General features: G+C 38.5%; 12 protein-coding genes. 10 read left to right on the top strand and 2 right to left on the bottom strand.

Annotation, left to right across the window (positions count from 1 at the left end; genetic code table 11):
• Positions 1 to 978 precede the first annotated feature (978 nt).
• Positions 979 to 1,878: a hypothetical protein gene (locus L659_RS0109385; protein WP_024590362.1), complete on the top strand. Its 900-nt coding sequence runs from the start codon at positions 979 to 981 to the stop codon at positions 1,876 to 1,878.
• Positions 1,879 to 2,059: 181 nt separating this feature from the next.
• The gene (locus L659_RS1000000123410; RefSeq protein ID WP_076915493.1) at positions 2,060 to 2,155 is read left to right on the top strand and encodes a DUF4236 domain-containing protein; all 96 of its coding nucleotides are present in this window, start codon (positions 2,060 to 2,062) and stop codon (positions 2,153 to 2,155) included.
• A 15-nt stretch (positions 2,156 to 2,170) separates the two neighbouring features.
• Here L659_RS1000000123410 and L659_RS0109380 read toward each other — a convergent pair whose 3' ends face one another.
• The gene (locus L659_RS0109380; protein ID WP_024590361.1) at positions 2,171 to 2,506 is read right to left on the bottom strand and encodes a hypothetical protein; all 336 of its coding nucleotides are present in this window, start codon (positions 2,504 to 2,506) and stop codon (positions 2,171 to 2,173) included.
• A 221-nt stretch (positions 2,507 to 2,727) separates the two neighbouring features.
• A complete protein-coding gene (locus L659_RS0109375; protein ID WP_024590360.1) occupies positions 2,728 to 3,663 on the bottom strand; it encodes a LysR family transcriptional regulator in 936 nt (311 codons plus the stop codon).
• Positions 3,664 to 3,758: 95 nt separating this feature from the next.
• Here L659_RS0109375 and L659_RS0109370 point away from each other — a divergent pair, with 95 nt between their 5' ends.
• From L659_RS0109370 to L659_RS0109335, 8 genes are all read left to right on the top strand, one after another.
• A complete protein-coding gene (locus tag L659_RS0109370; RefSeq protein ID WP_024590359.1) occupies positions 3,759 to 4,193 on the top strand; it encodes a DMT family transporter in 435 nt (144 codons plus the stop codon).
• A gap of 9 nt (positions 4,194 to 4,202) precedes the next feature.
• A complete protein-coding gene (locus L659_RS0109365; RefSeq protein WP_024590358.1) occupies positions 4,203 to 4,694 on the top strand; it encodes a DMT family transporter in 492 nt (163 codons plus the stop codon).
• 643 nt (positions 4,695 to 5,337) lie between these two features.
• Complete coding sequence (locus L659_RS0109360; RefSeq protein ID WP_024590357.1) at positions 5,338 to 6,486, top strand: N(5)-(carboxyethyl)ornithine synthase; 1,149 nt, start codon at positions 5,338 to 5,340, stop codon at positions 6,484 to 6,486.
• Positions 6,487 to 6,656: 170 nt separating this feature from the next.
• Complete coding sequence (gene nhaA / locus L659_RS0109355; protein WP_024590356.1) at positions 6,657 to 8,021, top strand: Na+/H+ antiporter NhaA; 1,365 nt, start codon at positions 6,657 to 6,659, stop codon at positions 8,019 to 8,021.
• A gap of 510 nt (positions 8,022 to 8,531) precedes the next feature.
• Positions 8,532 to 9,473: an FtsH protease activity modulator HflK gene (gene hflK / locus L659_RS0109350; RefSeq protein ID WP_008168365.1), complete on the top strand. Its 942-nt coding sequence runs from the start codon at positions 8,532 to 8,534 to the stop codon at positions 9,471 to 9,473.
• Positions 9,470 to 10,453 carry a protease modulator HflC gene (gene hflC / locus L659_RS0109345; RefSeq protein WP_024590355.1) on the top strand — a complete coding sequence of 328 codons (984 nt, stop codon included), beginning with the start codon at positions 9,470 to 9,472 and terminating at the stop codon, positions 10,451 to 10,453. Before hflK ends, hflC begins: the two co-directional genes overlap by 4 nt.
• Positions 10,454 to 10,505: 52 nt before the next feature.
• Positions 10,506 to 10,964: a hypothetical protein gene (locus L659_RS0109340; protein ID WP_024590354.1), complete on the top strand. Its 459-nt coding sequence runs from the start codon at positions 10,506 to 10,508 to the stop codon at positions 10,962 to 10,964.
• Positions 10,965 to 11,421: 457 nt separating this feature from the next.
• Entirely contained in the window at positions 11,422 to 13,980 is a 2,559-nt protein-coding gene (locus tag L659_RS0109335; RefSeq protein WP_024590353.1) for a putative bifunctional diguanylate cyclase/phosphodiesterase, read from the top strand.
• Positions 13,981 to 14,049: the final 69 nt, after the last annotated feature.

Below are 14,049 nucleotides of genomic sequence, written 5' to 3'. Positions count from 1 at the left end.
TGGGGCAGAAACGAGTTACGACTGATAGCACTAAGCTGAATTTCGGCAAAGAACGAATAGCGGTCATTGTGATTGGCTAAAAATAGTTAATTACTCATATTGGTGTTTGTTCACATATACAAGTAAACGTGCTACGAGCAGACATTTGCGCGGCTCGCATACAGTCAAATTTTTACCCCCACAAACCGATATAATGAGGGAAATAAATCAATTACAAGAAAAACGATTTTAATTGGCGAGTTTAGTGTGCTCCAGTTTTTTATTGATCTTTAAGCTTAGCACGCTACAAAGCGGTTCGTGGATGAGTGATAGCCAGGTATTGAGGCGCTAGTTATATTAAGTTGTTCGAGGCGGAGGGTGGACTATATTTATTTAGTCAAGACGATTGAGGCATCTACTTAATAATTGGCTATAAAAAAACATCTTATTCTCTTTTATTGACTACAGTTTTAGGTGGCTACAGCGGTGCTAAAAACAAGAGTTATTAAAAAGGCGTTAGCCTGTGAATAAGTTACAAAACTTTAAGCATTAAAGCCACTCTTCAGTTTATACTCCTGTCGGCCTTTCCCCTAGCTACGGCATCCCCCAAAAAATCACGACACTTCACTCCTCAGAGTGATTCTAAGCGACTTTGTATGAAAAGTGATGCAATTTACCTGTGCCTATGAAATTTCCTTATCGAGCCTCTAAGCTCCATAAAGAGAAGTTTATCAAGGCACGATTAGCTTTTTTTAGCTGGAAGATTGGTGAACGCGTTTTTTAAGGACTATTTTGCATTTAACTCTGTAAAGTCGCGCTCGTTCCTCGCTACGGCTTCGCCTAGTTAAAATTAAAAGCCGCGATATAGTGGGTTAGTTACCCATCCCCCATACATTAACTCTTAATGGGTAATGCTTTTGTAGTTGTTAATGATTTAAAAGTAATGAAAAAGAAATTATAATAATGTTTCTTTTACGTTTATTTAATTATGGAATGATTATGATAAAAAATTTACTTTTAACATCTTTAATTGGACTAGTTTCTTTCTCAAGTTTAGCCTCGGAAACTCCACTTTACACTGAATGCTCAACATGTTTTTCTTTCGAACAGTTCAAAAATACAGCAAGATTAAAAGCTAAAGTAGATCGCCCTCGCGATGTTTATGTAATGAATCTAGATAAATCAATTATTGAGAAATTCAATGTTTCTAAGACCATTACAGGGTACAGGATATTAAAAGGAGATAATGAACCTGATGGTCGTGGTGGTCATATTCAAGATGTAAGAATACCTATATATAGTTGGACTGTAGATAGCTATGGTGTAGAGCAGGACGCTTTAAATACTTTTCATAATATATCTGATGCAAAAAGTGCTGTTGTTGCAAGCTTAGCTGGAGTAAGCGCAACTATTGTGCCTAAAGAGATTGCAGGTAGCGCTTGGGACTTAGTTGGATTTGGTGCAAAACAATATGAAGTTTCATCTTATTATAATGAACATACAACCCTAGAACAGGATATATCGAACTTTACAATCGCAGCGGCAAAAGTTTCTGGCGTTGCTGAAATTGAAAAAGTCTTTATGCAGGTTGCTTTTGATGACAAAAGCATTGCAATATATTCGTTATATGGAATTATTGGTGATGAGCTTATATGGGATTTTGAACATGGTAGAGATGTTGACGGAAACAAAGTTGAACCTACACTTCCTGTAACATCACCACGTACATATACCTTTAAAAAAGGTGGTTTATCAACTTTCTCAAATTTTTATGATGCTGCCGTGCGTTCTGGAGCCCAATTTTACAGTACCTCTGCTAAATCACCTTCTTCTGCAGGTCGAGTTTCTTGTGTAGGCGGTAAAGCTCCTGGTTCATATATATGTACTTATACAAAATAATTAATTAAAAAATAGAGCCTTGTAAAACAAGGCTTTAAAATACATGAAAGTTCAACTCCTATGTAACACTATTTCTAACATCCATTATGAACCTTATTAAGTTTTCTTTTGTTGCTCTGATACTTTGAGCTTTGTTAAATTAAGATATAGAGTAAACATTAATTAATGCAGGGACAGCTACATGAGATTTAGAAAGAGCATCAGAATAGGTAAGGGTTCAAGGGGCAACCTAGGAAAAAAGGGAATTACTAGCATTTCTGTTGGAGGTAAAGGTTGAATTCGAAGAGAGCTTTTATGTTTCATAGCTCTCTTCGATGAATGAACTTAAGTATTCAGCATTGGTCTTTAATTTATTTATCAAACTGTTTTTTCGACTAAGAGCGTTACCGTGATTTTTTGCCTTCTGTTTTTCGATTTTCATTTCTCGTTTATTGTGCTGTATTAATTCGTTTTTTTCAGTCAGTGTATTTCCAATTTCATCCGATTTTCTTTTTTCCTTTTGATAGCACTCGTTTAAATCTTTTTTAGTCTCTGATATTAGTATTTTTTCAGCTTCAATTTCTGCTTGTTCTTGCTCTACTTCGAGCTTAGCTTGGATGCGGGCATTGTCTAGAAGCGTATGGGTCACACATTAAGAATCTTCAATGTCTGCTAGTGGAACTAAGCCGAACTTCGGCAAAGAGCGAGAAGCAGACGGTCGAGTAAACTCGTTTTTGGACATAAACTTTTTAGAAAAGCAGTACTCCAATTATCGAACGCTGCCTTTTTAGCATGATAAAGCACTCAGTATGAATCTTACTTGGTATTAAACTTATTCAAATCACATGCGATGTTTCTAGCGACCAGCTCTTATTCAAACTGCCAGTAAAGCGGAGAACCGAACGAATCAAGGTAGTAATCGATAATCGCCCGAACATTCAGCGAAGGATGACGGGCATTCGGGTAGATTGCCGCGATGTGTTGCGACTCCGTTTTTATAGACTTATCCAGCTCCGGCAGTAGTACGATTAGTTCTCCTCGCTTGAGTTGGTCTCCAATCAGCCAATCAGGAAACAGCACGATCCCCATTCCCCCGAGTGCAGCAATCAACAACGTTTCAGCATTATTAGATGACATAAGGGGCGATACTGGATAGTGCACCCATTTCTCCCCGTGCCTACGCATCAGCCAGCGGTTTGGTCCTGACGAACCGCGATAGACCAAGCATTTATGATGGATTAACTCTTCAGGTGATTCAGGTATGCCGTGTCGACGGATATAATCTGGTGATGCAGCTAGATGATAGAACTGCTGGCCAAACACACGAGCATGAAATGAGGAGTCTGTTAGCACGCCAATCCGGAAAATTACGTCAGCTGAATCCCGGTGAGGATCGATGTAATCATCGGTCAGCGTGAGATCAATGCTTAGCCTTGGATATCGTTTAGTTAGACCAGCTAACGCCGGTGCTACATGTCGCTGTCCAAAGAATACCGGTGCGTTTATGCGGACCATACCTGAAGGTTCTAGCGTTCTTTCGTTGAGTTCTCGTCGCGCCTCCTCCAAGCTGCTCGTCATAGCACGTGCATAACGGATAAAAAGGTGGCCGCTTTCCGTCGGAATGATTGCCCGAGTATTACGATAAAAGAGTTGTTGTCCGAGTGCATCTTCTATTTGATGGATAACGCGCGACACCTGAGAGGCTGATATTCCTTTCCCCCGTGCCACCACAGAGAAATTCTGTGTTTCATAAACATTTATATAAATCATCAAGGCGCGTATGTTGATGTTCTCAGGTTTACTCATTTATGCATATCCTGCAAAGGTGTTTATCTAATTGTAGCATTTTTCTCATCCATGTTAAGGCGTAACATTATCTACCTGAACCACAGGAGATTGATATGCAACTGATACTAATTTTAATTGTAATTGCCGGAGGTATGGGGCTGTCCATAGAGGCTGGATTGCTAGGACCACTAGGCGAGGAAGTCGGTGATCTCTGGGCCACCTTTAGTGTATTTGGAGTGGGCGCGGCGCTTACTTTCTTGCTGATGCTATTTTTCAGCCCGCGTAACAGCCCATCGTTCTTTGCACAGCCATCTTGGCAACTGCTTGGCGGCATACTAGGACCTATTTACGTTATTATCCTGACCGTAACAACGCCGGCAATCGGCATCGCCATGACCATGATTGGCATCCTAGCAGGTCAGGTCTTTAAGAGCCTAATAATCGATCACTTTGGCCTACTTGGTACGCCACACAGAAAAATTGACATTAAACGTATAATCGCGCTGATTTTTATCATTGTAGCGCTGGTTATGGTTGCACAAGGCTAAGGTAACTTTATGACTATTATCATGATTATTCTCACCATCATCGGTGGAGCTATGCTGAGTATTCAAGCGGCTATCAACAGCCAGCTTGGAAGTAAAGTTGGTGTATTCAAAAGCGCGTTCCTAACATTTTCGATTGGAGCGCTAGTGACGGGGTTGCTGATCTTTTTCTTCGAACCTAAACACGCCTTGACCCTGATGGACGTTCCTAAATGGCAACTGCTGGGAGCAATGTTTGGTGTGCCATATATCGTTATTATGGTACTGGCCGTTCAGCGCATTGGCGCAGCTGTTGCCACTGTCGCCGTCATTTTTGGGCAGTTGACCATGAGTATGCTGATCGATAATTTCGGTTGGCTGGGAAATGAACCAATTCCATTCTCGCCGAGCCGACTCGGAGCTATTGTTTGCTTGGGCATTGCACTATATTTCATTTACTCTAGCAGCAAGTCAAAAGCCGTACTGGCGAAAGATCCACAACCGCATGCAGCCGCTAATAAATAATTTCAGTAAGTTCTAATGAGCCTCCTCTGAAGAGTGCCAGAAATTTTCTTGGTGCTCTTCAGTTGTTATGATCTGACTCCACAAAAGTAGACACCTAAACCATTCATGTTAACTCGTTTTGGGGCATAAACGAGTTAGTACCACCGTCCGCTCATGGCACTCTCCAGCCACTCGACAACATAAAATGTTGATAATAATTGGCAAGGTATTTTACTGTGTCGGATGGCGCTTCGCTTATCCGACCTACACTGGCACATAGCCGGAGTTGATATAAAAGCCAAACGTTCAGCTAGCCCAATATAAAGCGGATTAAACCTGCTCTACAGAATAACTTGCGAAGTTAAAACCTCAGTAATTAGCGAGTACTCCCTTTATTTCAGTTTGAGATACTCAAGTTAGTAATACTTATTTCTGATATACTCATTCAGCACTTTTACTCAAAAGGTAATAGTCTTCAGCTTGCAACTCAATGCAAGTTAACTCACTGCTCTTCATTATTTATTGTCAAAATTACACCTTTGTAAAATAGAGTTGGTTCATCCGAGCCAAAAACGTACAGAAAAAACACCGCCTAAGTTTATTGGCGAAGTATGATGATTCGTTGATGAACTCAAGCGTACTTACTTTATAAACAGGACTTAGCATGAGTGAATTAACTATCGGCGTTATCGGAACATCCCGCAAGACAGATGAAAGACGGTATCCTATTCACCCAGAGCACTTATTACGAATTCCCGAAAGTCTTAGAAAACAAATGGTGTTTGAACAAGGCTATGGCACCGCTTTTAATGTTAGCGATGAATATATTGCAACGTTAACGGGTGGCATTGCATCTCGCAGCGAAATACTTACCCATATTGGCACTGCTATTATTGCAAAGCCTGTACTTGCTGACTTAGAAGAAATGCGCGAAGGAGGCACTATTTGGGGCTATGCCCACTGCGTTCAACAGCATGAAATAACACAAGCGGCGATAGAACGTAAACTTACCTTAATTGCTTTTGAAGATATGTATGTGTGGTCACCACAAGGAAATGCAGGGCGCCATACTTTTTATAAAAACAATGAAATGGCAGGGTATTGCGCTGTAATACATGCTTTGCAACTTAAGGGTATTGATGGTCATTATGGCGATCAACGTAAAACGATTATATTTAGTTTTGGTGCAGTGAGTAGAGGCGCAATTTACGCTCTTAAAGCGCATGGTTTTAGAGATATTACAATTTGTATTCAGCGTCCTGATCACGAAGTGCGTGAAGAAATATTAGATTGTCATTATGTTAAGGTACGAGAAGGTCTTGAAGGAGAGGCTCGCATGATGGTTGTTGAGCATGATGGGACTAATCGACCTCTTGGCGATCTAATTAGCGAAGCCGATATTATCGTTAACGGGACTTATCAAGAAACAGCTCATCCGGTTAACTTTGTAATTGAAACAGAGGCCGACTGCTTAAAACCAAACAGCTTAATTATTGATGTTAGCTGTGATGAGGGGATGGGATTCTTTTTTGCAAAGCCGACAACGTTTAAAAACCCTTTATTTCGATATAACAACACGGATTATTATGGCGTTGATCATACACCGAGTTATTTATGGGAAAGCGCGACGCGTTCAATCTCTGCGGCGCTCATTGTATATTTACAAACGATACTTAAAGGTGCTTTGCAGTGGCAAAAAGATGAAACCATTCGCCGTGCAATAAACATTGAGCAAGGAATAATTAAAAATACGGCTATTTTGGCATTCCAAAACCGCGAAAATATTTATCCTTATAACGTAATAACACAATGATTAAATCTATCTCTAATCTAATTTTACGTAAGATTAATTAGGGGTGTGCACTTCGTCTTAATGCTAGTAATTTTAAGGCGAAGTGTTTGTTGACTGATAGTAAAACTGGAGAACTTAAATCTTAAAAGTTTTGATAAAACGAACACCCACAATTTATAAGGCTACCTGATATGCCTAACGATTCTAAAAATATACTAAATCGTGGCTTAGACTATATGCACGACCCATTTTCTAATTTTATGCGTGCTCAAACCACCTCTAGTCTGTTTCTTCTGGTATCTACGATCATTGCACTATGGTGGGCAAATTCAGCTTATTCAGCTACCTATCTAAACTTAGTGCACACGCCTATTGGGATCTCATTAGGAAACTTTGAGCTAAAAACCTCGCTTAAACACATTATTAATGATGGTTTGATGGTGATATTTTTCTTATTGCTTGGGCTTGAAATAAAACGAGAGGTACTTGCTGGAGATTTAGCTGAGCCCAAAAATAGACACATGCTCATTTTTTGCGCCATAGGCGGAATGGTCGTGCCGGCTGGTATTTATTCGCTGTTTAACTGGGGGCAAGATTCACTGATTGGTTGGGGTATACCCATGGCAACCGATACTGCGTTTGCATTAGGTGTGCTTACAATTGTAAGAAAACATATACCAACAAGCTTGTTGGCCTTTATTGTAGGTCTTGCGATTGTTGACGATGTGGGGGCAATACTCGTTATTGCCGTGTTTTATACCCAAGAAATATCGGTGATGTATTTGTCATGCGCCGTTGTTCTATTTGCTTTTTTAGTAGCCGCCAATTATGCCGGAATAAGGCAGCCGCTTTTTTACATTATTATTGGTCTTGCCACCTGGTGGATGATGTTACAGTCAGGTGTGCATCCTACTGTAGCAGGTGTTGCTATTGCTTTAACGGCTCCTGCACGCTCAATGTTGGGCTCAGGAAGGTCGCTTGAAAAGGCAAAAACAACCATTACCTCTATGCAAAAAGAAATAGAGAAAGTAGATGTTCTGGCTAGCAGACAGGATCATAAACAGGTACTAGAGATTCGTGATTTAGCCGAAAATGCGGGTACACCTTTGCGTCGGTGGGAAGATGTGCTGCACCTGCCTGTCGCACTGTTTATTTTACCGCTATTTGCTTTAGTTAATGCGGGTGTGGTTTTTAACTTTAGTTCATTTGTTGAGAGTCTCAGTGATCCCGTTGGCTTAGGTATTATTAGTGGTCTTGTTGTTGGTAAGTTTATTGGTATTTCGGGTGCGTGTTGGCTTGCTTTACGCTACAAAATAGGTTGCTTGCCTGAGGGCATCAATCTTCAGCATGTTATTGGTGCTTCACTTATCGCTGGGATTGGATTCACCATGTCTACCTTTATTGCTACGTTGGGGTTTGATGGGCAAGCCGAGCATCTTCATAACGCAAAAACATCGGTTTTAGTGGCTTCGGTTCTTTCTGCAATACTTGGGGTTTTATATATTCGAGTGGTTGCCTCAAAAAAGAGCAATAAATCAATTAATTCAACGCCATAATAGGGCATGAAGGGGCTAATGGGTATTCAATAATGTGTACTCATTAGTTGTACTTAACCCTTTATTTATCAATTAAACCTATTGTTTAAAACACGCTATGTGTTGTAGCGAACAGACCAATTAAAATAAATACGCTAATGTCTTACTAAGGTTTTTTGGCTTTAAATTAATCTATAAGTGCATGAATTTAAATCTTAAAACTATTCCTTAAATCATTGCCCCTAAATTATTACCCTTAAATTATACAGAGGAAGTTATCACCTAGATTGCGAAGCACGCTGGCGCTTTAGGCTAGGGCTTATGACAATCTAAAGTAGTAATAAGGCTCCATATTTTTGGTTTCTTAAAAAGGAGAATATTATTTCTACACAAAACGAAAATAATCCAAATTCTAAAAGTAAAAGCGGTCCGCCAGATATCGATAAAGTGATGAGTGGTGCGCTGCAAAAGTATAAGAAGCTGCTGAGTGGAAAATTTAGCACAAGTTTAACCATAGTACTGTTTTTGGGATTGATTGCTACAGGCTATAGCGCAGTCTATACCGTTCCCAGTGATTCAGTTGCTTTGGTATTAAGGTTTGGTAAGTTTCAAGAAATTCTGCCTGCGGGCTTACATGTAAAAATCCCATTAGGTGTTGATCACGTCACAATAGTGCCTACTAAGCGGCAATTAAAGCAGGAGTTTGGTTTTTCTACTCCTGGAGCCTCCGACCCTGATCAAAATATTAATCCTGAAAATAATATTCGCGCATTTGCGCCAAAAATTTCACCTGCAACAAATCAACGCGAAGAAACCCAAATGGTAACGGGCGATTTAAACACTGCGCTGATTGAATGGGTAATTCAATATCGGATAGCCGATCCCCAAAAGTACTTATTTGAGGTGCGCGACCCGGCAGGCACTTTACGATATGTGTCTGAATCAGTTATGCGTGAAGTTGTAGGCGATAGAACTGTAGATGAAGTAATTACCATTGGCAGGCAAGGGATTGAAATTGAGGCATTACAAAAAATGCAGGCATTGGCAACCAAATATGTAATGGGGATTAGTATTGATCAGGTTCAACTAAAAAACATTAACCCACCCGTACCAGTACAAGGGTCGTTCAATGAAGTTAATCAGGCTCAACAAGAGAAAGAAAAGTTGATTAACGAAGCGCGTCGCGAATATAACCGCGTTATTCCGCTTGCTGAGGGGGAGCGCGATCAACGAATAAGAGAGGCTGACGGTTATCGCCTTAAGCGAGTTAATGAAGCTGAAGGCGACGCTCTGCGTTTTAATGCGCTGTTTGCACAGTACCAACTGGCACCTGAGGTAACACGCAGACGAATATATATAGAAACAATGACAGATGTTATGCCAACGATAAAAAATAAAATTATTATCGATAGCGAAGCACGCGGTGTATTACCTTTACTCAATTTAACTTCACTAAAAGGACAGCAGCCATGAAATCTTATTTAATCGTTGGCAGCAGTATTTTAGCTGCACTTGTAGGGGTTACTTTGTATAGCGCTTTATATACGGTTAACGAAGTAGAGCAGGTGGTTATTACTCAGTTTGGTAAACCGGTTGGAGAGCCAATTAGAGAGGCGGGTATTCAACTCAAAATGCCTTTTGTTCAGCAAGTTAATTTTATTGATAAGCGCGTGCTGGAATGGGAAGGAACACCTTCTGATATGCCGACCAAAGATAAGCTTTATATTTCTGTAAGTCTTTATGCGCGGTGGCAGGTTACCGATCCGTTGCAGTATTTTTTACGTTTAGGTGATGAGCGAAGCGCACAGTCTAGGCTCGATGATATTTTTGGTAGTGAAACGCGTAATGCAGTAGCCACACACGAATTAATCGAAATTATTCGTACAACGAAAGGTCGCCAACCTTTGCGTGACTCGTCACTCACCGAGGCTGAAAAAGAGCAGAATATTGGTAGTTTAGTGCCTATAAGCATGGGACGTTTAGTTGTCGAGCAAGATATATTTAATGAGGCGGCAAAAAAAGTAAAAGTATTTGGTATTGAGCTTATGGATATTCGCTTTAAACGTATTAATTATAACGAAAGTGTACGCCCTAAAATCTATGAACGTATGATCAGCGAACGTCGTCAAATAGCAGAACGCTTTTTGTCAGAAGGAAAAGGCGAAGCTGCCCGTATACAAGGTAACAGAGAGCGAGACTTAGATAAAATTCAATCTGAAGCCTACCGAGCAGTAACAGAAATTAGAGGTAAAGCTGATGCTAAAGCAGCCGCTATTTACGCCTCAGCCTATAACAAAAATGATCAAGCAGTCGCATTTTATGCATTTACCCGTTCGTTGCAGGCGCTTGAACTTGCCCTTAGCCAAAACACAACATTGGTATTATCGACCGACAGTGAGCTATTTCAGTATTTACAACACACTCAGGCGAGTGAGCCTAATCCTAAAAATTAGCATGCTTCATATTTAAATATTGTATAGATATCATCAAACTTAGGAGCAATAAATGCAAATTGAAACAATTAGAGATGTACTCAATTGGACCGTTTTATTTCACAAAAACTTAAAAGATAGCCTAAACCAGAGCTCTAAAAAAAATAAGGATGAGGGAGCACGAATGATGCTTCGCTACTTATCTGAGCATGAGGAGAGTTTAGAGAATATTGTACAAGGATTTGAAAATACGGCAGACGAAAAAGCGCTAAACACCTGGTGTTTTGATTACATCGAAAAGCACTCAATTATTGAGCGCGTTGATTGCAACTCACTCTTTGAAGAGCTAGATATCTCAGACATTATGGAGAAAATAGTAAACCATCATGAACAAGTTATTGAGTTATATATTCATATATATTCTCGTGTAGATATTGAAAGCGCAAAAACGTTGCTTGATACAATAAAAGATATTGAAGAAAATGAGATAAAAAGAATTGTGCAATCGGCTAACCGGTTTTCAGATATGTAATCGACTGATTGAACTGGCAATATTAGTGTATTACTAAGGTGTCAGTTCAATCAAATGTATGTGATATCAATTTATATCAAGGATCTTTTCTTTTAATCGAGTTAAGTAAAATGGTTTGGTGTGCTCAATATATCCGGACAGTCAATTCTAGTTTATTCAGTTATACCAATCTGCTTATATACGGGGTCTATTTAGCAACGTTATAGAGTGATTTAATTTGTTTTAATTGCTCAAATATTTATGCAGGTTGGTATTAAAATGAGAAGCAGATGATATGGCATGTCTGTGAATCTACTTACTTTTCATTAGATTATTCCCTCAATTTAATATCTAGCTATAAAGGCTGTATCTTTTTGTTTAATATAATACAAAACAATTAAATTTGACTGTACTAATACGGCAGTTGCTTTACAGTTTAAGATCTTGGCGACTCAAATTAGAAGGTTACAACAGACTCATGCGGTTATCTCTAACTCAATCAGCAGCAAGTATTTTATATTTAGGCTTTATTCAGTTTTTTGTTGTTGTAGTAATTTTGGGTGGGTTGGAGAGTATTTTACTTGAAGCACCTCTGATGCCTATCATTTCTATTAGTACCGCTTTAATATCGCTAGTTTTAGGCTCAATCTTAACTTTATTATTTAATTTTAAATTTTCAAAAAAAATTAAATATGTGACTCCTGTATTAGGCATTTTAGGATGTGCTTTTTTCTTAAATTTTCAATTGAGCTTATGGGGAGTCGTTGACGAAAAGTTTTTTTTAATTAGTGATAATCCATTTATTTCTGCTTTAAATGCCGTTATGGTTTTTTCTTTTTTCTCAGCGCTCATTATTAAAATTTTATGTTCTGCAACGATAACTAAAGGGGCTAAGTTTACCAAAGCAGTCATGTTTTTAGTTATCTTTACGGGTGTGTCGTTATGGTACGCTAGTGCAGTAAAAACAGTGAGTAGTGAAGAAGAAAAAGCACGAGAAAAAATAAGCTTAGTGGGGACAATGCTTAATAAAAATCTTGATGAGCATAAAAAGTCATTATCTCGGATTAAGTCGAGATTAGAAAAAGTGAGTCATGATAATTTTTTAAAGCTTGCCGCTGTTGATATGAAAAATTATGCGAGAGATTATAAAATCATCAAAGGGATGCTTATTTTTGATGAAAATCTTACGTTAGTTGAAGGTGACATATTTTCTAAGCAATTTATTTCCAGTGGATTTCTATCAAGTGATTCTGTAGTGAACTGGTTAAATACAACTACGGATGAAGTTAGATTTGCAGCTAATTCATTAACGTTGAAAACGAGTACGCCGACTATTATGTTTTCGATACCTATAAATTCAGTTACTGGCGGTAAGTATCAAGTTTTAGCTTTACTAGACATGAATTTATTAATTGAGAACAGATACATAAATTATCTAAATACGTTTGATGTATTTATTGAATTGACGCCTCAAGTTTACTTTTCTGTTAATGCTCAAAAGCAAAACGTATACGATTTAAATATACTATTGAGTTTATACAGTGACTATATTGTAGAAAAAGTCGATGTAATGGGCATTTTAAAGCACAATATATATAGTTTTATTAATAACTACTCTGCATTAAAAGAAAGGGCAAAAGTCGAACAAATTATAATTTGGCTTACTTTCATTTTTATTTATATTTTTATACTTGCTTCAGACTCTTCATACCTACTAAAACAACAATCAAAAAAGCTGTTTAAAATGGCTAAATATGATGAGTTAACAGGGCTAATTCGCCGAGATGCGCTAGATGATGAAATAAACGCTAAACAGTCTAAGCAGGCTAAAGCGTTAAACTCACTGTGTGCAATGGTTTTTATAAACCTAGATGGCTTTAGTTCTATAAATAATAGTTTAGGGCATGCCCTAGGTGATAAAGTTCTCAAGTTAGTTGCAAGAAGACTTAAAAATAACGCGCTGACAACCGACTCAATAGCACGCTTTGGTAATGATGAGTTTATTCTTTATTACAGCAATATAAGTAAAGATAAACTAAGAGAAGAAATATCAGTATTAATAAGCTCTTTAGCAAACGTTTATTATTTAGAGGACGTTGATATTTATCTTACAGCCAGCGCTGGTATATCGATGTCTAAAGAAAGAGTAGGAAATTCAAAAGTACTATTACAGCATGCAGATATTGCTATGGACAGTGCGAAAACCCTTGGGGGGAATCAGCTTTGTTTTTATCATAAGCTAATGGATGATAAGCATAAAGAAATAGTCCACATTAGAGGAGAGCTTCAAAAAGCGCTTAAAGATGGTGATTTAGAAGTGTATTACCAACCAATCCATAGTTTATCTGATAACAAAGTGATTAGTGTTGAGAGTTTGGTGCGATGGAAAAGTAATGGTGCGTATATTTCCCCGGCTATTTTTATACCTATAGCAGAGCAAACGGGGCAAATATTAGAAGTTGGCAAACAAGTACTAGCACAGGTACTTAAAGATATGAGTAATACTGCGCAGTTAAAAAATATTACTGTGGCTGTTAATTTTTCACCCCAGCAATTACAGCTGCAAGGGTTTGTTGCAAATATTTGCCAATTAGTCTCTGATAAATGTATAGAGCCACATCGGCTCACCGTTGAAGTGACTGAAACAGTCATGTCAGAAAAAGGGGTTATCGAAGGCGTTCTTAGAAAGCTGATGGCTAAGGGCTTTAATGTTGCGATTGATGACTTTGGCGCTGGATATTCTAGCCTTTCTTACTTGTCGAGGCAGCCTGCTAACATTATAAAAATAGATCGGGAGTTCACGATTGGTGCTGAGCATGAGGGCCAAGAACGCGCTTTATTAGAAGGTATCATCAAGATTTGTACAGAGCTTAAAAAAATAGTGGTCATTGAAGGTGTTGAAAATGCTGAGCTGATCGCCTATTTATCTCGATTCAGCAGTATAAGGGTTCAAGGCTATTATTATTCCAAACCAATACCTTTAAATAATCTTATTGATTATATTAATAGCCTAAATAAAACAAGTCATCATAAGTAAAACGAGAACAATCAATTATTACCTTACAACATGGATTAACTCGCTAGCTATGGAGTAATAACATAGCCA

It is taken from the genome of Pseudoalteromonas sp. S8-8 (assembly GCF_000497875.1).
Taxonomy (GTDB): Bacteria; Pseudomonadota; Gammaproteobacteria; order Enterobacterales; family Alteromonadaceae; genus Pseudoalteromonas; species Pseudoalteromonas arctica.
Note: the sequence above shows the minus strand (reverse complement) of the source record. Positions and strands in the feature narration are given on the sequence as shown.

What these genes read in the sequence shown, in the direction of transcription:
- L659_RS0109385 (WP_024590362.1), top strand. Translation starts at nt 979, where the DNA reads ATGATAAAAAATTTACTTTTAACATCTTTAATTGGACTAGTTTCTTTC.
- L659_RS1000000123410 (WP_076915493.1), top strand. Translation starts at nt 2,060, where the DNA reads ATGAGATTTAGAAAGAGCATCAGAATAGGTAAGGGTTCAAGGGGCAAC.
- L659_RS0109375 (WP_024590360.1), bottom strand. Translation starts at nt 3,663, where the DNA reads ATGAGTAAACCTGAGAACATCAACATACGCGCCTTGATGATTTATATA.
- L659_RS0109370 (WP_024590359.1), top strand. Translation starts at nt 3,759, where the DNA reads ATGCAACTGATACTAATTTTAATTGTAATTGCCGGAGGTATGGGGCTG.
- L659_RS0109365 (WP_024590358.1), top strand. Translation starts at nt 4,203, where the DNA reads ATGACTATTATCATGATTATTCTCACCATCATCGGTGGAGCTATGCTG.
- L659_RS0109360 (WP_024590357.1), top strand. Translation starts at nt 5,338, where the DNA reads ATGAGTGAATTAACTATCGGCGTTATCGGAACATCCCGCAAGACAGAT.
- nhaA (WP_024590356.1), top strand. Translation starts at nt 6,657, where the DNA reads ATGCCTAACGATTCTAAAAATATACTAAATCGTGGCTTAGACTATATG.
- hflC (WP_024590355.1), top strand. Translation starts at nt 9,470, where the DNA reads ATGAAATCTTATTTAATCGTTGGCAGCAGTATTTTAGCTGCACTTGTA.
- L659_RS0109340 (WP_024590354.1), top strand. Translation starts at nt 10,506, where the DNA reads ATGCAAATTGAAACAATTAGAGATGTACTCAATTGGACCGTTTTATTT.
- L659_RS0109335 (WP_024590353.1), top strand. Translation starts at nt 11,422, where the DNA reads ATGCGGTTATCTCTAACTCAATCAGCAGCAAGTATTTTATATTTAGGC.